20 protein-coding genes are annotated in these 19,299 nt (G+C 61.6%); 13 read left to right on the top strand and 7 right to left on the bottom strand.

What is annotated here, in order from left to right; genetic code table 11:
- Positions 1 to 34: 34 nt before the first annotated feature.
- Positions 35 to 1,039 (bottom strand): DUF4917 family protein, encoded by a 1,005-nt coding sequence (locus M5B42_RS04130; RefSeq protein WP_248745269.1) that lies wholly within the window; start codon positions 1,037 to 1,039, stop codon positions 35 to 37.
- 191 nt (positions 1,040 to 1,230) lie between these two features.
- Between M5B42_RS04130 and M5B42_RS04125 the strand changes: the two genes are divergently transcribed.
- The 6 genes from M5B42_RS04125 to M5B42_RS04100 all read left to right on the top strand — a co-directional run bounded on the left by M5B42_RS04125 (position 1,231) and on the right by M5B42_RS04100 (position 7,739).
- Positions 1,231 to 2,856 carry a methyl-accepting chemotaxis protein gene (locus tag M5B42_RS04125; RefSeq protein ID WP_248745095.1) on the top strand — a complete coding sequence of 542 codons (1,626 nt, stop codon included), beginning with the start codon at positions 1,231 to 1,233 and terminating at the stop codon, positions 2,854 to 2,856.
- 55 nt (positions 2,857 to 2,911) lie between these two features.
- Positions 2,912 to 4,150: an HD domain-containing phosphohydrolase gene (locus M5B42_RS04120; protein ID WP_177099937.1), complete on the top strand. Its 1,239-nt coding sequence runs from the start codon at positions 2,912 to 2,914 to the stop codon at positions 4,148 to 4,150.
- Between the two features lie 103 nt (positions 4,151 to 4,253).
- Positions 4,254 to 5,402 carry an L-threonine dehydrogenase gene (gene yiaY, locus M5B42_RS04115; RefSeq protein ID WP_177099939.1) on the top strand — a complete coding sequence of 383 codons (1,149 nt, stop codon included), beginning with the start codon at positions 4,254 to 4,256 and terminating at the stop codon, positions 5,400 to 5,402.
- 129 nt (positions 5,403 to 5,531) lie between these two features.
- Entirely contained in the window at positions 5,532 to 6,104 is a 573-nt protein-coding gene (locus tag M5B42_RS04110) for a TetR/AcrR family transcriptional regulator (RefSeq protein ID WP_103496643.1), read from the top strand.
- A gap of 89 nt (positions 6,105 to 6,193) precedes the next feature.
- A complete protein-coding gene (locus M5B42_RS04105; RefSeq protein WP_152738098.1) occupies positions 6,194 to 7,057 on the top strand; it encodes an oxidoreductase in 864 nt (287 codons plus the stop codon).
- A 10-nt stretch (positions 7,058 to 7,067) separates the two neighbouring features.
- Positions 7,068 to 7,739, top strand: coding sequence for an NAD(P)H-binding protein (locus M5B42_RS04100; protein WP_152738100.1), 672 nt, complete (start codon positions 7,068 to 7,070; stop codon positions 7,737 to 7,739).
- Here M5B42_RS04100 and M5B42_RS04095 read toward each other — a convergent pair.
- The gene (locus M5B42_RS04095; RefSeq protein WP_248745094.1) at positions 7,714 to 8,235 is read right to left on the bottom strand and encodes a DMT family transporter; all 522 of its coding nucleotides are present in this window, start codon (positions 8,233 to 8,235) and stop codon (positions 7,714 to 7,716) included. The two genes, M5B42_RS04100 and M5B42_RS04095, sit on opposite strands and share 26 nt — an antisense overlap.
- A 77-nt stretch (positions 8,236 to 8,312) precedes the next feature.
- Between M5B42_RS04095 and M5B42_RS04090 the strand changes: the two genes are divergently transcribed.
- Together M5B42_RS04090 and M5B42_RS04085 are read left to right on the top strand one after the other, a co-directional pair.
- Positions 8,313 to 9,233 carry a LysR substrate-binding domain-containing protein gene (locus tag M5B42_RS04090; protein WP_152738102.1) on the top strand — a complete coding sequence of 307 codons (921 nt, stop codon included), beginning with the start codon at positions 8,313 to 8,315 and terminating at the stop codon, positions 9,231 to 9,233.
- Positions 9,234 to 9,597: 364 nt separating this feature from the next.
- The gene (locus tag M5B42_RS04085) at positions 9,598 to 9,762 is read left to right on the top strand and encodes a hypothetical protein (protein ID WP_248745093.1); all 165 of its coding nucleotides are present in this window, start codon (positions 9,598 to 9,600) and stop codon (positions 9,760 to 9,762) included.
- A gap of 150 nt (positions 9,763 to 9,912) precedes the next feature.
- Here M5B42_RS04085 and M5B42_RS04080 read toward each other — a convergent pair whose 3' ends face one another.
- A complete protein-coding gene (locus M5B42_RS04080; protein ID WP_100938784.1) occupies positions 9,913 to 11,436 on the bottom strand; it encodes a fumarate hydratase in 1,524 nt (507 codons plus the stop codon).
- Between the two features lie 349 nt (positions 11,437 to 11,785).
- Between M5B42_RS04080 and M5B42_RS04075 the strand changes: the two genes are divergently transcribed.
- The 3 genes from M5B42_RS04075 to M5B42_RS04065 are packed head-to-tail and all read left to right on the top strand — an operon-like array spanning position 11,786 to position 14,603.
- Positions 11,786 to 12,892, top strand: a complete 1,107-nt coding sequence (locus M5B42_RS04075; RefSeq protein ID WP_248745092.1) for a GGDEF domain-containing protein — start codon at positions 11,786 to 11,788, stop codon at positions 12,890 to 12,892.
- Positions 12,885 to 13,823: an iron-sulfur-binding ferredoxin reductase gene (locus M5B42_RS04070; RefSeq protein WP_103496650.1), complete on the top strand. Its 939-nt coding sequence runs from the start codon at positions 12,885 to 12,887 to the stop codon at positions 13,821 to 13,823. The genes M5B42_RS04075 and M5B42_RS04070 overlap by 8 nt, the downstream gene beginning before the upstream one ends.
- A gap of 30 nt (positions 13,824 to 13,853) precedes the next feature.
- Positions 13,854 to 14,603: an enoyl-CoA hydratase gene (locus M5B42_RS04065; protein ID WP_248745091.1), complete on the top strand. Its 750-nt coding sequence runs from the start codon at positions 13,854 to 13,856 to the stop codon at positions 14,601 to 14,603.
- Between the two features lie 3 nt (positions 14,604 to 14,606).
- Here the strand turns inward: M5B42_RS04065 and M5B42_RS04060 are convergent, their stop codons facing one another.
- The 3 genes from M5B42_RS04060 to pyk form a co-directional block, all read right to left on the bottom strand.
- Entirely contained in the window at positions 14,607 to 14,927 is a 321-nt protein-coding gene (locus M5B42_RS04060) for a hypothetical protein (RefSeq protein ID WP_248745090.1), read from the bottom strand.
- Positions 14,928 to 14,952: 25 nt separating this feature from the next.
- Positions 14,953 to 15,141, bottom strand: coding sequence for a hypothetical protein (locus M5B42_RS04055; protein ID WP_100938789.1), 189 nt, complete (start codon positions 15,139 to 15,141; stop codon positions 14,953 to 14,955).
- 198 nt (positions 15,142 to 15,339) lie between these two features.
- A complete protein-coding gene (gene pyk, locus M5B42_RS04050) occupies positions 15,340 to 16,791 on the bottom strand; it encodes a pyruvate kinase (protein ID WP_103496654.1) in 1,452 nt (483 codons plus the stop codon).
- A gap of 172 nt (positions 16,792 to 16,963) precedes the next feature.
- Here pyk and M5B42_RS04045 point away from each other — a divergent pair, with 172 nt between their 5' ends.
- Positions 16,964 to 17,338, top strand: a complete 375-nt coding sequence (locus M5B42_RS04045) for a hypothetical protein (protein ID WP_103496655.1) — start codon at positions 16,964 to 16,966, stop codon at positions 17,336 to 17,338.
- 238 nt (positions 17,339 to 17,576) lie between these two features.
- Positions 17,577 to 17,936: a PilZ domain-containing protein gene (locus tag M5B42_RS04040; protein ID WP_103496684.1), complete on the top strand. Its 360-nt coding sequence runs from the start codon at positions 17,577 to 17,579 to the stop codon at positions 17,934 to 17,936.
- A 23-nt stretch (positions 17,937 to 17,959) separates the two neighbouring features.
- Here the strand turns inward: M5B42_RS04040 and M5B42_RS04035 are convergent, their stop codons facing one another.
- Entirely contained in the window at positions 17,960 to 19,291 is a 1,332-nt protein-coding gene (locus M5B42_RS04035) for a DUF58 domain-containing protein (RefSeq protein ID WP_152738121.1), read from the bottom strand.
- Between the last annotated feature and the right edge of the window lie 8 nt (positions 19,292 to 19,299).

The raw sequence follows: 19,299 nt of genomic DNA, 5'->3' as shown, positions 1-19,299 counted from the left end.
CTGACGACTTCCTGCTGTTCATCGGGCGGGTATCTCAGGCCTCGGGAGGGACCTGCAGTTGCGGGTTACCCAGCGGATGGCTCTTGGCATCGAAAAACCGCAGCGTCACTTCCCGGCCCTCGAACAGCTGGGTGAAGTGGCGCTTCTGATGCTGGATAAAGGCCTGGCTGCGTGGGTAGATCGAAATCGCCAGGGTCTGGATTCGCGTATCCAGCAGGGCCTGGACGATATGCCGGTCCTGCGCGCCGAGGTTGTGGCCGAAGATGCACAGGGCGTCCTGATGCCCGGCCAGTTGCCCGTAGCAGTACGACAGGTAATCCGAATGACGGATCGCCTTGAGCTTGTCCTGCGCATTCCCCTCGCTGACGAACAACGGCACATCGCCCAGGGTATTGATCGCGAAACTGCCCAGCAGGGTGCTTTCCGAAGAGGTCAGCTTGCGTGTGCTGCCGTCGAGGTTCTTCACCAGGTGCAGGCCGCCGTGCAGGTACAGGACGCGGGTGCCACGGGCATCAAGGTCGCCCAGGTCGAAGGTCGAGTCGTCCGTGCGGAACAGATCGTCGAACGGCTCGGGTGCCTGCATGATCGCCCAGTAGGTGAGCAGGTCGTAGTTGGTCGAGTAAAGGGTGCGGTAGCGACTCAGTTCGGCATTGATCAGCGCCAGGCTCTCGGGCTGCACCCGCATCCAGGGGATATGCACCGAGCGGATCGCATGGATCAGCGCTTCCTTGACCGCGAAGTAGCGATTGCGCGGCGACGACGAACTGATGGTCAGCGCCGCATTGACCCGGATGGTGCTTTTCAGGGCGCTGAGCACCTGTTCGAAGTTGCTGGTTTCCAGGGCCTTGAACACCGCCAGCTCGCTCAGCCCCAGCGGGCGGTTACGGGTGGTCTGGGCCAGCTCGAACAGCGAGTCGTAGGCAAATGCCTGCCACATCGCCCGGCTTGCGCCGTTGCCGATCAACAGGCCGCTGCAGGCGATTTCTGCACGCAGGGCGTTCCAGTCTTCTAATGTTGTATCAAATGCCTGGAGTTCCATCGTTGCCATTCGTCGGTTGCCAAATCTGAGGAGAATCAACGGCGGACTTTAACACGGGCCCTCTAGAGTCATTTCCTCATTCCGTGCCGGGAGATTTTTTCCACGGGGTGTCTTTTCCGGTGATATCGTAGTGATATCTCTTTTGGGTGTTTTTTCCAGTGCAATGGAATGCCACATAAAGGGTGATCGATATGTCAGTCAGAAACCTGAAAATAGCCACACGCGCTTTTCTGAGTTTTGCCTTTGTCACACTGCTGTTGATTGCCCTGGGCGTGCTGGCGTTATGGAAAATGCATCTGATTCGCGAGGCGGCGGTCGACTTGCAGGATAACTGGATGGCCAGCCTGCGACAGGCCGGGCGGGTCGAGTTGACCCTCTATCGGATACGCCTGGAGAGCTTTCGTCTGGTCTCGGCCACCGATGCCCAGATGAAACAGACCGAAGCCGCCCGTATCCAGGAACTTAAGGCCACACTCGATCAGCAGATCAAGGCCTATGCACCGCTGGTCTCGAGCCCCGAGGAGCAAGCGGTCTACGAGGCGGTACAACGTAATGCCAACCTCTATGAGCAGAAACTCGCCGAGACGTTGCAGATCGCCAGCGAGAAGGGGGCCGAAGCGGCGCTTGTTCTGCTCAATAACGTGATCCCGCCTTTGGTCAATGAGCTGCAAACCAACATCGAGGCGCTGGAAAAAATCAATGACGATGGTGCCGTGCAGTCTGGTATCACGGCCCAGCAGCAGTTCGACGGCGGTTTTTATCTGACTATCGCCATCATTGTCGTTTCTTGCGTCTTGACGGTATTGCTGGCGATTATCTTTACCCGCAGCCTGACCGGCCCGTTGCGCTTGTTGCTCGGCTCGACCCGGAAGATCGCCGAGGGCGACCTGCGTACCGAAGTGCAGGTGGACGGCAAGGACGAATTGGCCGAGCTGCAGGCCTCGACCGCGGCCATGCAGGCCAGCCTGAAAAATACCCTGCGGCATATCAGCAACTCCTCCACGCAGTTGGCGTCGGCCGCGGAAGAAATGAGCGCGGTGACCGGCGAGTCCAATCGCGGTATTCAACGCCAGAGCCTGGAGACCGACCAGGCCGCCACGGCGGTCAATGAAATGACCGCGGCGGTCGAGGAAGTGGCCCGCAATGCCGTGGCGGCGTCGCAGTCCACCCAGCGTTCCGAAGTCTCGACCCGTACCGGGGCGGACCGTGTGCATCGCACGATTGCCTCCATCGAAACCCTGAGCTCGACCGTCAAGGCCACCGGGCAGGAAGTCGAATCCCTGGCGCAGCAGGCCCAGAACATCAGCAAGGTGCTGGATGTGATCCGGGCCATCGCCGAACAGACCAACCTGCTGGCGCTCAACGCCGCCATCGAAGCCGCCCGGGCCGGTGAACAGGGCCGTGGCTTTGCCGTGGTTGCTGATGAGGTGCGGGCCCTGGCGCACCGTACCCAGGTTTCAACCCAGGAAATCGAACAGATGATCGGCGCCATCCAGAACGGGACCGGGCAGGCGGTGGTCTCGATGCAACGTAGCAATGAAGAGGCGGACAAGACGCTGTTGATTGCCCATGAAGCCGGTTCGGCCTTGTCCGAAATTGCCCAGGCCATCAGCGAGATCAACGACCGCAACCTGATGATCGCGACCGCTTCCGAGGAGCAGGCCCAGGTCGCCCGGTCGGTGGACCAGAACCTGATCAGTATCCGCGACCTGTCGATCCAGAGCTCATCGGCGGCGAGCCAGACCCTGGCGGCCAGTCATGAGCTGTCCAAGCTCGCGGTGGAATTGAACAAGGTGGTCACGCAGTTCTCGATTTGAGTCCCTGGCGGTCGCCCCCGACTCTTTATTTGACGCATCCGTTCGGAGACGTGAAATGGACCCGGATATCTGTAAAGGCTGTATCAAGATCGAGGTGGCCCGGCTGGCCATCGGCATGCAGATCGAAGCACTGGATCGGCCGTGGGAGGAAACCACCTTTTCCTTTCGTGAGTTCCGTATACGCCGCGAGGAGGAACTGCGACTGCTGCGCGAGAACTGCGAGTATGCCTGGGTGGATATCGCCAGTGCCGCCGGGGCCCATGGGCTGTCGGTCGAAACCCCGATTGAATGCGCGACTGCATGCGCGGCACTCGCGGAGCCGGTCGACTTCAACGTTGAAATGGCCCGGGCCGAGCTCGCCTGGGGCTCGGCCCGGGCGCAATCCTGGCGCATCCTCGAGGCGGTGGATATGGGCGAGCCGATTCAGGTCGACGCGGTGAAAGCCGTGGTCAAGGATTGTGTCGACAGTATCCTGCGCAACCCCTCGGCCTTGCTCTGGCTGACCCGCATCAAGTTCCAGGACGATTACACCGCCGAGCATTCGCTGCGGGTGGCAATGCTGTCCATTGCCCTGGGTCGCGAGTTGGGCCTGCCGGCTGTGGAATTGGAGGAGATCGGGGTCGGTGCCATGCTCCACGATGTCGGCAAGCTCAAGGTGCCAAGCGAAATCCTGAATAAACCGTCGGCGTTGACGGATCAGGAGTACGCCATCATGAAAAGCCACGCCATGGAAGGTTATACCTTGCTCGCCAGCCAAGCCGGTGTGCCGGTGGCGGCGCTCGAGGTGGCGCTGTCGCACCATGAGCGGTTGGACGGCATGGGCTATCCCCGTGGCTTGAGCGCCGAAGGGATTCCCTTTTATGCGCGGATCGTCGCGGTGACTGACGCCTATGATGCCATCAGCAGTGACCGGGTCTACAGCAAGGGGCGTTCGACCCTCGAGTCCCTGCGCATCCTGTTCAAAGCGGCCAACAGCCATTTCGACGAGCAGATTGTCAGCGCGTTCATTCGCCTGATCGGCCTGTATCCCAGCGGCGAAATCGTCGAGATGACCAATGACGAAGTCGCGATCATCCTCGGCGCGCCGCCCTGCAATCGACTCAAGCCGCGTCTGTTGCGTGTTCTCGGAGCCGACAAGCGGCGCTGCCCGGAGAAGCTTATCGATCTGGCCGACAGCACCTTCGATGCCATGGGCCGGCCCTATGCGATTCGCCAGGTCTGTTCGTCCGGGGCCTTTGGCGTTGATATCGAGGCTTATCGCCGACGTGGGCTGATCCAGATAAACGGCGCCTGACAAACGGTGTTGTGGATCCAGGTTTTCCTTGCGTCAGGTCAAGGTCAGGGGTGGGTCTTCGACTGAAGCTGACGGGAGTCCGTCAGCTAAAGGAAGACCTACTGTGAGCAGCACATTTTTTATTCCCGCCGTGAATATCATGGGCATTGATTGCCTGGACGAAGCCATGGGCGCGATCCGCAAGCATGGCTTTCGCAAAGCGCTGATCGTTACCGACGTCGGGCTGGCCAAGGCCGGCGTCGCCGCACGGATTGCCGGGTTGTTGGCGATGCAGGATATCGATTCGGTCGTGTTCGATGGCGCCAAACCGAATCCGAGCATCGACAACGTCGAGAAGGGCTTGGTGGCACTCAAGGCTGGCCAATGCGATTTCATTGTGTCCCTGGGCGGCGGCTCGCCCCATGACTGTGCCAAGGGCATCGCCCTGTGCGCCACCAATGGCGGGCATATCCGCGACTATGAAGGCGTCGACCGCTCAGCCAAGCCGCAACTGCCGCTGGTGGCCATCAATACCACCGCCGGTACCGCCAGCGAGATGACCCGTTTCTGCATCATCACCGATGAATCGCGCCACGTGAAAATGGCGATTGTCGACCGTAACGTCACGCCGTTGCTGTCGGTCAACGACCCGGCGCTGATGGTCGCCATGCCCAAGGGACTGACCGCCGCTACCGGCATGGATGCCCTGACCCATGCCATCGAAGCTTATGTGTCGACGGCGGCGACGCCGATCACCGACGCCTGCGCGATCAAAGCCATTGAACTGATCAGCGCCAACCTGCGCCAGGCCGTGTTTGATGGCGCCGACCTGCAGGCCCGGGAAAGCATGGCCTACGCGCAGTTCCTCGCCGGCATGGCGTTCAACAATGCCTCGCTGGGTTTCGTGCATGCCATGGCGCACCAGTTGGGCGGCTTCTACGACTTGCCCCATGGCGTGTGCAATGCGGTGCTGCTGCCCCATGTGCAGAGTTTCAATGCGCTGGTCTGCCCGCAACGCCTGAGTGATGTGGCCAAGGCGCTAGGTGCCGACATTCGTGGCATGAGTGCCGAGGAGGGTGCCCAGGCGGCCATTGCGGCGATTCGCAGTCTGGCCAAGGATGTCGAGATTCCGGCCGGTCTGCGGGAGTTGGGCGCCAAGTTGCAGGACATCCCGATCCTCGCCACCAATGCCCTGAAGGACGCTTGCGGCCTGACCAATCCACGGGCGGCGGATCAGCGGCAGATCGAAGAGATTTTCCGCAGCGCGTTCTGAGGCAAAACCCCATCACCCAGCGCCTTCCCCGGTCGGGGAGGGCGCTGTCACGACCAGCGGGCTTGCAAACCCGCGTTCAGACAGGTTTAATTGAGTGATTACTCATTTATAAGTTGAACGCTGCTCCCCATGGCCCGTCCCAAAAGTGAAGACAAACGCAACGCCATCCTCAGTGCCGCCATCGAGGTGTTCGCCGAGCAGGGCCTGGGTTGTCCGACGCTGAAGATCGCCCGGCTCGCCGGGGTCGCCGAGGGCACCTTGTTCAACTACTTCAGTTCCAAGGACGTGTTGCTCAACGAACTCTACCTGCATATCAAGGCCGAGTTGCGCGATGTGATGATGCCCGGTTACCCGCGCACGGAAACGGTGAAGAAGCGCGCCCGGCACGCCTGGCAGAGTTATGTCGACTGGGGCGTCGCCGAACCGCAGAAACGCAAGGTGGTGGCTTTGCTCGGGATGTCCGCGCAGGTTACCGAACAGAGCAAGTTGCTGGGGATGCAGGACTTCTGCGAGGTCAACGAGATGATGCAGGAAAGCATTGCCAGCGGCCTGTTCCGCGACCAGCCGGCGGCGTTTGTCTCGGCGATCATGGGCGCCCTGGCCGATACCACCATCGACTTTATCCGCCGCGAACCCGACCAGGCCGAGCGTTATGCCGAAGCCGGTTTCCAGGCGTTCTGGAGTGCTACCGCCAAGGAGTAGGCGAGGCTGTTTCTTGTATTGAAGCTTTGTGTTGAAAATGAGTGAGTGCTCACTCAATATTAATCTCAATAGTCGTAAGGAGTACAAGCATGTCTAAGGTCTGGTTGATTACCGGCAGTGCCAGCGGTTTGGGTCGCAATGTCGCCGAGGCGGTACTGGCGGCGGGGGAACGCCTGGTGGCGACGGCGCGGGAGCCTCGGCGGCTGGATGATCTGGTGGCGCGTTATGGCGATCAGGTGCGGGTGGTGGCTCTGGATGTCACGGATGCAGCGGCGGCTGAAGCGGCGGTGAAGGTGGCGGTCGATACCTTTGGTCGGCTCGACGTACTGGTCAACAATGCCGGTTACGGTCATCTCGCACCTTTCGAGCAGACGGAGGCAGAGGCGTTCCGCGCCGAGGTCGAGACCAATTTCTTCGGCGTGGTCAACGTGACCCGCGCCGCATTGCCGGTGATGCGCGCGCAACGCAGCGGGCACATCCTGCAGATCTCCTCCGTGGGTGGGCGTCTGGGCATGCCCGGGCTCAGCGCCTATCAGGCGGCGAAGTGGGCGGTGGGTGGTTTTACCGAAGTGGTCGCGCAGGAAGTGGCGCCGTTGGGGATCAGGATCTGTGCCGTGGAGCCGGGTGGCATGCGCACCAACTGGGCGGTGCGTGCAGGCCAGGGCACACCCACGATCATCGACGACTACCTGCCTAGCGTCGGTGCGATCCAGGAATTGCTCGGTACCTACGCCGGCAATGAGCCGAGCGATCCGGATCGGATTGCGCAGATCCTGCTGAAGCTGGCCTATCACGAGCAACTGCCGCTGCACCTGTTGATCGGCAACGATGCCTTGCAGTACTGCGAGCAGGCCGAGACCGCCCGTGCCGAGGCGGGTGAGCGTTGGCTGGAGGTCAGTCGCGCCGCCGACTACAGTGCTCCTGTCGAGCTGCCAGCATTTCCAACCCATTGAGAGGTCGTCCATGAACGTCTTGTTGTTCGGTGCCACCGGCATGGTCGGCCAGGGTGTATTACGTGAATGCCTGCTGGCGGGCGATGTGCAGCAGGTCCGGGTCATTGGCCGTACGCCGGTGACCCAGACCGATCCGAAGCTCAGCCAGGTGGTGCACGCCGACCTGTTCAACTACCAGGGCATCGAGGCCGAGTTGCAGGGCTTCGATGCCTGCTTCTTCTGCCTGGGTATCTCGGTGGTGGGCCTGGACGAGGCGCAATACACCCGGGTGACCTACGACCTGACGCTGGCCGCGGCCGAGACCTTGGCGCGGCTCAATCCGAACATGACCTTTGTCTATGTCACGGGGGCGGGCACCGACAGCAGTGAAAAGGGCCGCAGCATGTGGGCGCGGGTCAAGGGCCGTACCGAAAACGCCTTGCAACGCTTGCCGTTCAAGGCGGTGTACCTGATGCGTCCCGGTGCGATCCAGCCGTTGCATGGCGTGCGTTCCAAGACTGCGCTCTACCAGGCGGTCTACACGCTGGCCGGGCCGTTGATGAGTGTGTTGCGGCGGTTGTGGCCGGACACCATCCAGACCACCGAAACCATTGGCCGGGCGATGCTGGCGGTGGCCCGAAACGGTGGGCCGCAGCCGATTCTCGATCCCAAGGCGATCAATCAACTGTCTTCGCGAGGTTGAGGCTTGGCTGGGTGGCGGCTGGCGAAGTGTTTTTTGGGGTGGCGGTGAACTGGATCATCGTCACGCCGGCGATCAGCAGCACGGCACCGACCATTCTCGGTACGCTCATATGGCGTTCCACCAGCCCGAACAGACCGAAGTGGTCGAGCACCAAAGAGGCGACCACTTGCCCGGCCAGCGCCAGGGCGACAAATCCTCCTGCCCCTAGCTTGGGCACCAGCAGCACTGCCAAGGCCACGAAACACACACCGAATACGCCGCCGAGCCAGATCCAGGTCGGCGCCCTGGTGGCAAATTCCAGGTTCGGGAACGGCAAGCGTAGTGCGAGCATCACTGGCAACAACACCGCCATGCTCACCAGCAGCGAGACCAGTGTCGCCCATAACGGGTGACCGAGGCCGCGGCCGAGGTTCGCGTTGATTGCGCTCTGAAACGGCACGACTGCGCCGGCGATGGAGGCCAGGGCCAGCAGGCCAGCCCAGCTCAAGGTACTCATAATCATTCTCCAACAGGTTTTGCTGGACTCTAAGGTATTCGCGGGGCAAATTTAAATTCCAAGAAAATATCCAGAACATGCATCGGATGAATGATCTTCGTCGCATCGACCTCAACCTGCTGGTGATCCTCGACGCCTTGCTCGCCGAGCAGCACGTGACCCGTGCCGCCGAGCGCCTGCACCTGAGCCAGCCGGCGGTCAGTCATGCCTTGGCGCGCCTGCGCGACTTGCTGGGTGATCCGCTGCTGGTGCGAGTCGGCGGCGGGTTGGTGCCGACGGCGCGGGCACTGGAACTGGCGCTACCGTTGAGCGATGCGTTGGGGCGAGTGCAGGACCTGCTGGCTCCGCAAGGTTTTGATCCTGCGTCGGCCAAGCGCACGTTTCGCTTGGCGATGTCCGACTATGGCGCGGCGATGTTGTTGCCGGGCCTGGTTCGGGGGTTGCGGCGGGATGCGCCGGGGATCGACCTGCAGATCACCCAGGCCAGTCGCGAGGGCATGCTGGAGCTGTTGCTCAATGGCGATATCGATGCGGCCACCGGGGTATTCCCGGATTTTTCGCCGGCGTTGCGCAGTACCCATCTGTTCAGTGAACACTACGCCTGCCTGGTGGACCGGGACAGTTTGCCTGCAGAGGGCGTGCTTGATCTGCCGGGCTACCTGTCGCGGCCGCATGTGTTGCTGGAAATGCGTGGCAGCGGGACGGCGGAAATCGAACGGGCGCTGAGTGCGATTCATCAGCGTCGGCGAGTGGCGATCAGCTTGCCGCATTGGGGTGTGGCGCCGCAGTTGATTGCCGGTACGGACCTGATTTTGACCGTGGCTTCGCGCAACTTGCGTAATATCGATCATGAGCGGCTGGTGGTGGTACCGCCGCCTTTCGAAATCCCCTCGTTCGACTTTATTTTTGTCTGGCACCAGCGCCGGGATGGGGATCAGGCATTAGGGTGGTTGCGCGAGTGCATGCGCGCGGTGGTGACTGTGGGCACGCTGGATTGAGGTGCAATGGGGGGCTGTTTTTCGGCTATTGGAGGACGTTTCTCTTTCCCTTGACTGAAGTTTCCTAGAAAATCCAGATCGCTTGCGCCAGGAAAATCACGGGACTAGGCTCTGGTCCGTCACTGCTATTTCAGTGGTCGGGTTTAGCAGCCCGATTGACTTCCAGGCGCACAGAAAGCGCCCATATCCATTTGGCTGGCGCTTTTTTCATGCCCGCTTCATGCGTTATGGCGCTGTGCGTGGGGCGCCTTCGGGCGCGCTGGGTTCCTGGAGTCCCGGTCTGCTAACTCGCGTACAGTCGCCACCCACCCGAAATGCTTGTAAACCGAATCATCCGAACGGCGTCGAAGAAGCGCTGATTGATGTGTGTGACATCCTTGAGTCGGCTGCCGCGACGGCTTATGAATCCGCCGACCAACTTGACGGTTCGAAACGCAAACTGGCGCTGGGAGTCGTGCGCCTGATCGAACTGGCGCGCAAGCGTGTGGATGACACCTTGCAGGTCTGGCCCACCTCCAGCCACGTCTGAGTGTAGGAGCTGGCTTGCCGGCGATAGCGTTCTAATTTCACCACCATCCTTGAGTCTTACAGGCCTGTGCGCCGCTCCAACGCTGTTTTCCAGGCAATAAAAAAGCGGCCCGGATCAACCGGGCCGCTTCTATTCCTGCAACAAAAGCGCTTACTGCACTTCCACCGCCAGGCTGTCGTGGATCTTCTTCTGCCAGATGGCCGGACCGGTGATATGCACCGACTCGCCCTTGGAGTCGACCGCGACCGTGACCGGCATGTCCTTGACCTCGAACTCGTAGATCGCTTCCATGCCCAGTTCGGCAAAGGCCACGACCTTGGATTTCTTGATCGCCTGGGCCACCAGGTAGGCAGCTCCACCCACGGCCATCAGGTACACGGCCTTGTAGTCCTTGATCGCTTCGATGGCGGTCGGGCCGCGCTCGGATTTGCCGATCATGCCCAGCAAGCCGGTCTGGTCGAGGATCTGCCGGGTGAATTTGTCCATGCGCGTTGCCGTGGTCGGACCGGCCGGCCCGACCACTTCTTCACGCACCGGATCAACCGGGCCGACGTAGTAGATAAAGCGACCCTTGAGGTCCACCGGCAAGGTTTCACCCTTGTTGAGCATTTCCACCATGCGCTTGTGCGCGGCGTCGCGGCCGGTGAGCATCTTGCCGTTGAGCAGGACGGTTTCGCCCGGCTTCCAGCTCTGCACGTCTTCCGGGGTCAGGGTGTCGAGGTTGACGCGACGGGCCGACGGACCGGCTTCCCAGACGATTTCCGGGTAGGCGTCCAACGGTGGCGCTTCCAGCGATGCCGGGCCGGAGCCGTCGAGCACGAAGTGCGCGTGGCGGGTGGCGGCGCAGTTGGGGATCATGCACACCGGCAGGGACGCCGCGTGCGTCGGGTAATCCATGATTTTCACGTCGAGCACGGTGGTCAAACCACCCAGGCCCTGGGCACCGATGCCCAGTTGGTTGACCTTCTCGAACAGCTCCAGGCGCATTTCTTCGATGCGGTTGGACGGGCCACGCTTCTTCAGCTCGTGGATGTCGATGGACTCCATCAACACTTCCTTGGCCATGACCGCGGCTTTCTCGGCGGTGCCGCCGATGCCGATGCCGAGCATGCCCGGTGGGCACCAGCCGGCACCCATGGTCGGCACCGTCTTCAGCACCCAGTCGACGATCGAGTCGGACGGGTTGAGCATGGCCATTTTCGACTTGTTCTCGGAGCCGCCGCCCTTGGCCGCGACGTCCACTTCCACGGTGTTACCCGGAACGATGGAGTAATGGATGACCGCCGGGGTGTTGTCCTTGGTGTTCTTGCGCGCACCGGCCGGGTCGGCCAGGATCGAAGCACGCAGGACGTTTTCCGGCAGGTTGTAGGCGCGACGCACGCCTTCGTTGATCATGTCGTCCAGGCCCATGGTGGCACCGTCCCAGCGCACATCCATGCCCACGCGCACGAACACGGTGACAATCCCGGTGTCCTGGCAGATCGGCCGGTGGCCGGTGGCGCACATGCGCGAGTTGATCAGGATCTGGGCCATGGAGTCGCGGGCCGCCGGCGACTCTTCCCGCAGGTAGGCCTCGTGCATGGCCTGGATGAAATCCACGGGGTGGTAGTAGGAAATGAACTGCAGGGCGTCGGCAACGCTCTGTATCAGGTCGTCTTGCTTGATCACGGTCATGGGTCGCGCTCCTCTATAAAGACGGGAACATGGAAATAAGGTGTTTGCGACCGGTTTGCATCTGGTCTGTCGAAAACATCTTTTGAGACGGGCCGGGCACGCATGACCGGCACAAAATAAGGCGCGGCAGTATAACCCGCCCTTGAGCCCGGCACATCCGTCAGTGGTCAAACCAAGGTCGCAGGAGCGTCGGCACTTTTCTTGCGTCCTTATCTTGTCCTCTCGTCCAGATTAAAGTGTACGAGTGGCAAAAAATTGAATAGTTATTTTTGATCCAGATCACTAGAGTGGCAAGTGGCCTGTACGGGAAGGAAACCCCTTGAGCCCTCAGCGCAAAGTGAGTCAAAGATTGACCCATAAAGCCATACAGACTCTGTTACGCAAACGCTTTGCCCTGGCTGCCGGCACCTATCTACTGCTGTTGTCGCTGTTGTGGGTAGCGATTTTCACCGATAACTATGAGGCCAGCGTAACCACGGGCCTGATAGGCAGCGGCTTGGTGATTCTCAGCCAGGGCGTACTCGGCTGGCTGTTTATCAGTGGCCGCAACCGGCATTTTCGCGATCCCAGCCTGACGGAGCTGCAGGTGCTCATAGGCCTGGGTTGGCAGACCTACCTGATGGCCAACCTCGAACAGGCCCGCGGCGCCTTCCTGGTGTTTTATCCGTTGGTGCTGCTGTTTGGCATGTTTCATCTGCCGCAACGCAAATTCGTGCGCTGTGCGGTGCTGGTGTTCTTTTCGTTTGCCGCGCTTAATCTCTGGGAGGGTTACCACTTCCAGTTGCCGAACCCGGGTCTGGCGTTGCTGCAGGTGTGCGTGCTGTTCGTCGTGTTGCTGTGGTTGTGTCTCTACGCCAGCTATGTGCAAGCCTCCCGTCAGCGTATGCGCCAGCGCCGCTTTGCCTTGCAGGCCCACCAGGACACCCTGCGCGGGATGATGCGCCAGTTGGAAGATCTGGTGGCGACCGATGAACTGACCGGGCTATACAATAGACGGCATTTCCTGCGCCTGGCTTCCCGTGAACTGGAGCTGATGGACGCGGATGTGGTCCATGGCCTGGCCTTGATCGACCTCGATCATTTCAAGCGGATCAACGATATGCACGGGCATGCCGCCGGCGACCAGGTCTTGCAGGCGTTCGCCGCGGTGGCCATGGCCTGTGTGCGCGACGGAGATGTGCTGGCGCGCTACGGTGGAGAAGAATTCGTGTTGCTGTTGCCCAATGCCGATCCCGAGCGCCTGACCTCCTGTTGCGAGCGCTTGCGTCTGGCCTTTACCCAGGTGGAACTGATGGGGATGGCGGTGAATAACCTGAGCCTGTCGGTCGGCATGACGCTGGTGGGAGTGGAAGACGACCTCGACGATGCCTTGCAGCGCGCCGACCAGGCGCTCTACCGCGCCAAACGTGACGGTCGTAATCGCTGCTGCGCGGCCTGGGAATACACCGATGCCTGAGCTGCGGGTGGGCGAACGGGGCTGGTCGGTGGCGGTTGGCAGCAACCTGCTCGATGCCTTGAACCAGGCAGGCGTGGCGGTGCCCTACAGCTGCCGGGCGGGCAGTTGCCATGCTTGCCTGGTACGTTGCGTACACGGCGAGCCGCAGGACAACCGGCCGGAGGCCCTGGCTTTCGCCCAGCGCGAGCGCGGCTGGCGGCTGGCCTGTCAGTGCCAGGTGCGCGAAGACCTCCAGGTCGAGGTCTTCGACCCGCGTCGTGACGGTTTGTCGGCAACGGTGGCTGAGCTGGAATGGCTGAGCCCGACGGTCCTGCGTCTGCGCCTGCTGCCCGAGCGGCCCTTGCGCTACAGCGCTGGCCAGCATCTGGTGCTGTGGACGGAACAGGGCGTCGCCCGGCCTTATTCCCTGGCCAGCTTGCCTGAAGAGGACCGCTACCTGGAGTTTCATCTTGATTGCCGACAGCCCGGCGCCTTCAGCGATGCGGCGCGACAGCTTCAACTCGGCGCGCCGATTCGCCTGGGCGAATTGCGTGGCGGAGCCTTGCATTACGACCCGGACTGGCATGCCCGGCCGCTCTGGTTGCTGGCGGCTGGTACGGGGCTGGCGCCGTTATGGGGAGTGTTGCGCGAGGCGCTGCGCCAAGGCCATGAGGGGCCGATCCGTCTGGTTCACCTGGCCCACGAGGGTGCCGAGCATTATCTGGCTTCGGCGCTGAATGAACTGGTCGCGCAGGTTCCCAACCTGAGCGTCGATTATGTGACGGGGGCCGAACTGCCGGACTTTCTGGCCAAACTGCGTCTTGTCTCCCGGCAAACCCTGGCTCTACTCTGTGGTGCCCCGGCGAGTGTCGAGGCGTTTGCCAAACGTCTGTACCTGTCCGGGCTGCCGCGCAATCAACTGTTGGCCGATGTGTTCGTGCCGCACGCCTGAGCGCCGGGTCCCCACAACAAGGGAGTTCCAATGACTGACGCGATTGTGCTGGAGCGCCAAGGCAGCCTGCTGACCTTGCGCCTGAACCGTGCCGACAAGAAAAACGCCCTGACCCGCGCCATGTACAGCCAGTTGGGCGAGGCGCTGCGGGAGGCGGATTCTGATCCCGAGATCAATGCAGTGTTGATCCGCGGCAGCAGTGAGTGTTTCACCAGCGGCAACGATATCGCCGACTTTCTCGAAGAGCCGCCGAGTGCTCTTGACAGCCCGGTTTTTGCCTTCATGCGTAGCCTGCTCGATTGCCGCAAGCCGGTGATTGCCGCTGTTGCGGGCCCGGCCGTGGGGATCGGCACGACGTTGCTGCTGCATTGCGACCTGGTGTACGTCAGCGCGGATGCCCGTCTGCGCATGCCGTTCGTCAATCTGGGGTTATGCCCTGAATTCGGCTCCAGCCTGTTGCTGCCGCGTCTGCTCGGTCATGCCCGGGCGGCGCAGTTGCTGCTGCTGGGCGAGGGCTTCAGCGGCGAGCAGGCGGCGACTTGGGGCCTGGCCACCGAGGCCTTGCCCAGTGGCGAGTTGGCGCTGGCCAAGGCGCGGGAAGTGGCGCTGCGCTTCGATCAACTGGCCTCGGCGGCGGTGCAGGTCAGCAAGCAATTGATGAAGGACCCGGATCGCGAGCAACTGCGCCAGGTGGTCGAGGCTGAAGCTGTGTTGTTTATCCAGCGGCTGCGCTCGCCCGAGGCGATTACGGCGCTTTCGGGTTTCATGACCCGGCGTTGAGCGTCAAGGTTTCCCGGACGACTTTGCTCGATGCCCGGGTTGCATGAGACTCGAATAGGCGGAGATCACCGACACCCACGTCAGCGCCAGTGCGCCGACCAGGATACTGTCCTTCTGTTCTCGCAAAATCCCCAGTTCGTGGGCGCTGGAAAAATAGGTCAGTGAACCCAGCGCGATGGCCGCCACGACTCCCTGGCAGGCGGTGATGATAATCACCGCGTGGATCAGTTCCGCGGGTTGTCGGTAATACAGGGATCGTCCCAGATAGAGGGCGATAAGAATCAGGCCGGCGATAATCGAATAAGAGGTCTGTTCCAGTGTCATGGCACCCTTCCTTGGGTCGGTAGTGTCAGGTGGGTGTTGTGACCCATAATCCGGCCAGGGCGCCCAGCAGCAAGCCCGCCAGCAGTGCACCTCCCATGTTGGGGAAGAGCATGCCGGCCAGGCTGGCGCCCCCCAGCGTCGTGGCGATCATCTGGATGTCCATCATCCGACTGAAGGGGTGGCGGGTGATGGGAGGACAGTTTCGGTCTTTCATAGCGCTTCTCCTTGCCGAGGCTTTGGCGTGCATCCGGCGGTCAAGTGACAAGGCTAGCCTGTCAGCTGATCTATGTGCCGACACTACAGTGAAAACAGAAAAAGCCTACACAGCCTCCGCGGCGGTTTTTCTCCCAGGCATGAAAAAGCCCCGCCCTCTTGCGAGAGGCGGGGCTTTTTTACGGCAGGGTTGCGAGAATCAAACCAGTGGGTCGCCCACGTGCAGGATCTTCATGCCGTTGGTGCCGCCGATGGTGTGGTAGCTGTCGCCCTTGGTCAGGATGACCCAGTCGCCTTGCTCGACCACACCGAGCTTGAGCAACTCGTCCACGGCAGCCTGGCTGACTTGCTCAGGCGGCAGCGAGGCCGGGTCGAACGGTACGGTGTAGACGCCACGGAACATGGCCGCGCGGGCCTGGGTTTCACGGTGCGGGGAAAACGCGTAGATCGGTACCGAGGAACGGATCCGCGACATGATCAACGGCGTGTAGCCGCTTTCGGTCAGGGCAATGATGGCCTTGACGCCCGGGAAGTGGTTGGCGGTGTACATGGCCGCCAGTGCGATGCTCTGGTCGCAGCTTTCGAAGACCTTGCCGATACGGTGGCTGGAGGTCTTGCTGGTCGGGTGCTTTTCAGCGCCGACGCAGATACGCGCCATGGCCTGCACCGCTTCCAGCGGGTAGGCACCGGCGGCACTTTCGGCCGAGAGCATCACGGCGTCGGTGTAGTCCAGTACGGCGTTGGCTACGTCGGACACTTCGGCGCGGGTTGGCATCGGGTTGAGGATCATCGACTCCATCATCTGGGTCGCAACGATCACCGCCTTGTTGTGGCGACGCGCATGCAGAATGATTTTCTTCTGGATGCCCACCAGTTCGGCGTCGCCGATTTCCACACCGAGGTCACCACGGGCAACCATCACCGCGTCGCTGGCCATGATCAGGCCGTCGAGGGTTTCGTCGTCGGCCACGGCTTCGGCACGTTCGATCTTCGCCACCAGCCAGGCGGTACCGCCGGCCTCGTCGCGCAGCTTACGGGCGTATTCCATGTCGGCGGCGTCGCGTGGGAAGGATACCGCGAGGTAGTCCACTTCCATTTCTGCGGCGAGCTTGATGTCGGCCTTGTCTTTTTCGGTCAGGGCCGGGGCGGTCAGGCCGCCACCGCGACGGTTGATACCTTTGTGGTCCGACAGCGGGCCACCGATCAACACCACGCAGTGCAGCTCGGTGTCGGTCGCGGTTTCAACGCGCATGACCACGCGGCCGTCGTCGAGCAGCAGTTCGTCGCCGACGCCGCAATCCTTGACCAGGTCCGGGTAGTCGATACCGACGACCTGCTGGTTGCCCTCGGTCAGCGGATGGCCGGTGGAGAAGGTGAAGTGATCACCGACCTTGAGTTCGATACGTTTGTTGGCGAACTTGGCGATACGGATCTTCGGGCCCTGCAGGTCACCCAGCAGCGCGACGAAGCGCCCGTGCTTGGCCGCGAGGTCGCGCACCAGCTTGGCACGAGCCTTGTGCTCGTCGGGAGTACCGTGGGAGAAGTTCAGACGGGCAACGTCCAGGCCAGCGAGGATCAGCTGTTCGAGAACTTCCGGCGAGTTGCTGGCCGGGCCCAGTGTGGCGACGATTTTAGTACGACGAACGGACATGCAGAGACTCCTGAGTTCAAGCGCAGCGAAAGGCTACTATGCTCCTCTGCTGTAGTCATTGTTCATTTGCACTACTTTTCAGCGAATGATTTTTTTCGAATAGGTTGTTTGGCGAACACTCTGGAGATTTTCGCCAGCGGGTCGATACACTAGCAAGAACAGGAGACCCCCCATGCGAATTTTGCTCGTTTTAGCCCTGGCGGCCAGTGTGGTCGGTTGCACCCGCTGGTCGATGGACAGCCATCTGAACAATGCCTATCGGTCCTATGATCGCGGCAACTGTGAAGACGTCATGCTGCAGTTGTCCAAGGTTGACCGTGAGAGCCGTACCCGGCAGTACATCCAGCCGGAAGTGTCGATGCTGCGCGGCCAGTGCCTGGAGCGCCAGAAGCTGTTCGTCGACGCGATACAGACCTATCAGTTCATCCTCACCCAATACCCTTACAGCGAGTATGCATACCGCGCTCGGGCGCGCCTGGAAACCTTGCGCCAGCTGGGACACGCTGAGGGTGCAATGCCGGCTCAGCCGAGTCCCGCCGCTTTGTAGTTCGCCGCTTTGTCATGATGGTTGAAATATCAGCTGGCTCTCTGCCAGCTTTGCGCTAGTCTTTGAGTGTATGGTTTCAGTTTTATCAATTCTTTTGAATTGAAAACCATGGCTCGGTAGATGTTTGCGACAAGGCGATTTGCCGTTATCGCGCCGAGGCCAAGGGAGAGCAGGACCGTTCGTCTGCTCCGAAGCATTAGCGCAGCCATGCTGAATGGCCTATACAGCGATCATTGCCATGCCTACTGACCGTCGAATCGAGCGGCATCAACTGCCTTATTTTCTGCAAGTGTTCAATCGCTATACCGGCAAGCCCATTGGCTACCTGGGCAATGTCTGCGAAGAGGGGCTGATGTTGATCAGTCAGTTACCCTTGCTGGTCGACGCTGAGTTCGAGCTGCAACTGAAGCTGCCACTCAGCGATGGCACCCAGCAAATGATTGATCTGACCGGCCGCTGTCTGTGGTGCCATGAGGAGACCACTCCCGGTTATTACGACTCGGGGTTTACGCTGGGTGAGTCATCCCCGGAGTATCTGCAACTGGTGGCGGCGTTGCAGCACTACTTCAGCTTCCATCCGTTGGAGGCTTCCGCTTAGCGCGGGACTTCAGGGCTGGGGTCCTAAAGGGTTCCGGCTCTTTTCCAACTCAGGTAGCGGCTGACCAGATCGGCCCCGAGTTCACTCGGGCGGGCGTCGAGTACCGGTACGCCGTGGGCGGCCAGTCGTTCATGAAGAGTGGCCCGGGCATTCAGGTAATCCACGGCGCCGCAGTAGGCCAGGGCTTCGGGCAGGGTCTGTACCGGCGCCTGGCGCAATTGGTCGAGCACTTCTTCCCTCAGGCTGGCCACCAGCACCCGATGTTGGCGGCCAAGACGTTTGACGGCGGTCAGCAGTGCCTCATCGTCGTCATCGCGCAGATTGGTCACCAGTACCACCAGGGCCCGGCGTTTCTGTCGGGCCAGCAGTTGGCTGGCTGCGGCCTGGTAGTCCGCCGGGCGCTGGGTGCTGTTCAGGTCGTAGACACTGTTGAGCAACACATTGAGCTGACCCTGGCCCTTGACCGGGGCGAGAAAGCGCGGCTGCTCGCCGGCAAAGGTGCACAGGCCCACCGCGTCGCCCTGGCGCAAGGCCACATAGCTGAGCAACAGGCAGGCGTTGAGGGCATGGTCGAAGTGCGCCAGCTCACCGTCCTGGCTGCGCATCCGCCGCCCGCAATCGAGCAGGAAGACGATCTGCTGGTCGCGCTCATCCTGGTATTCCCGGGCAATCGGCGTGCGTTGCCGGGCGGTGGCTTTCCAGTCGATCTGACGCAGGCTGTCGCCTTCGCGAAATTCGCGCAACTGGTTGAATTCCAGGCCCAGGCCGCGACGCTGGCGTTGGCGTACGCCGAGTTGGCTGAGCCAGTTGTCGACGGCCAATAACTGGGCGCCATAAAGGCGGGCGAAATCCGGGTAGACACGGGTCGCATCGGCCAGCGCCAGGTAGCGTCGCTCGGACCACAGGCCCAACGGGCTGGGCAGGCTGACTTCGCAACGCGCGTAGCGAAAATGGCCACGGCTCAAGGGCCGCACGCGATAGGTCAGCTCGCTGCCTTCGCCCGGTTGCAAGGTGATGGCTTGGGGCAGGTTGGCGAACGCCAGGCCATCGGGAACGTGATCGAAGAGCTGCACTCGCAGGGGCGTGGGGTGGTCGTGACTGAGTTCGAGGTGCACTTCGCCCCAGCGTCCCAATGCCAGGCTGCCGGGCAGCTTGCGTTTCACGTGCGGCGAGGGCAAGCGCCTGAGTCGAGCCCCATCCAGCAGGCTCAACAGCAGCAAGGCCAGCAGCAAGCCCCAGCCAATCGAGCCAAGGCGCTCGGGCAGCTCGACGCCCAGGGCCCCGAGGGTGCCCAGGCCAATGCCCAGCACCAGCAGGACGCCCAGCCAGATCAACAGCAGCCGTGAAGGTCTCATGGACGCGC

The organism is Pseudomonas sp. MWU12-2037, from assembly GCF_023242345.1.
GTDB lineage: Bacteria > Pseudomonadota > Gammaproteobacteria > Pseudomonadales > Pseudomonadaceae > Aquipseudomonas > Aquipseudomonas gingeri_D.
The sequence above is the reverse complement of the archived record's forward strand: the minus strand, read 5'-3'. Positions and strand labels throughout refer to the sequence as shown.

Coding starts and splice junctions, on each gene's coding strand:
- M5B42_RS04120 (WP_177099937.1), top strand. CDS start 2,912: ATGGACCCGGATATCTGTAAAGGCTGTATCAAGATCGAGGTGGCCCGG.
- M5B42_RS04060 (WP_248745090.1), bottom strand. CDS start 14,927: ATGACACTGGAACAGACCTCTTATTCGATTATCGCCGGCCTGATTCTT.
- M5B42_RS04070 (WP_103496650.1), top strand. CDS start 12,885: ATGCCTGAGCTGCGGGTGGGCGAACGGGGCTGGTCGGTGGCGGTTGGC.
- M5B42_RS04035 (WP_152738121.1), bottom strand. CDS start 19,291: ATGAGACCTTCACGGCTGCTGTTGATCTGGCTGGGCGTCCTGCTGGTG.
- M5B42_RS04065 (WP_248745091.1), top strand. CDS start 13,854: ATGACTGACGCGATTGTGCTGGAGCGCCAAGGCAGCCTGCTGACCTTG.
- M5B42_RS04110 (WP_103496643.1), top strand. CDS start 5,532: ATGGCCCGTCCCAAAAGTGAAGACAAACGCAACGCCATCCTCAGTGCC.
- M5B42_RS04125 (WP_248745095.1), top strand. CDS start 1,231: ATGTCAGTCAGAAACCTGAAAATAGCCACACGCGCTTTTCTGAGTTTT.
- M5B42_RS04055 (WP_100938789.1), bottom strand. CDS start 15,141: ATGAAAGACCGAAACTGTCCTCCCATCACCCGCCACCCCTTCAGTCGG.
- M5B42_RS04090 (WP_152738102.1), top strand. CDS start 8,313: ATGCATCGGATGAATGATCTTCGTCGCATCGACCTCAACCTGCTGGTG.
- M5B42_RS04095 (WP_248745094.1), bottom strand. CDS start 8,235: ATGAGTACCTTGAGCTGGGCTGGCCTGCTGGCCCTGGCCTCCATCGCC.
- M5B42_RS04105 (WP_152738098.1), top strand. CDS start 6,194: ATGTCTAAGGTCTGGTTGATTACCGGCAGTGCCAGCGGTTTGGGTCGC.
- M5B42_RS04130 (WP_248745269.1), bottom strand. CDS start 1,039: ATGGAACTCCAGGCATTTGATACAACATTAGAAGACTGGAACGCCCTG.
- M5B42_RS04045 (WP_103496655.1), top strand. CDS start 16,964: ATGCGAATTTTGCTCGTTTTAGCCCTGGCGGCCAGTGTGGTCGGTTGC.
- M5B42_RS04040 (WP_103496684.1), top strand. CDS start 17,577: ATGCCTACTGACCGTCGAATCGAGCGGCATCAACTGCCTTATTTTCTG.
- M5B42_RS04100 (WP_152738100.1), top strand. CDS start 7,068: ATGAACGTCTTGTTGTTCGGTGCCACCGGCATGGTCGGCCAGGGTGTA.
- pyk (WP_103496654.1), bottom strand. CDS start 16,791: ATGTCCGTTCGTCGTACTAAAATCGTCGCCACACTGGGCCCGGCCAGC.
- M5B42_RS04080 (WP_100938784.1), bottom strand. CDS start 11,436: ATGACCGTGATCAAGCAAGACGACCTGATACAGAGCGTTGCCGACGCC.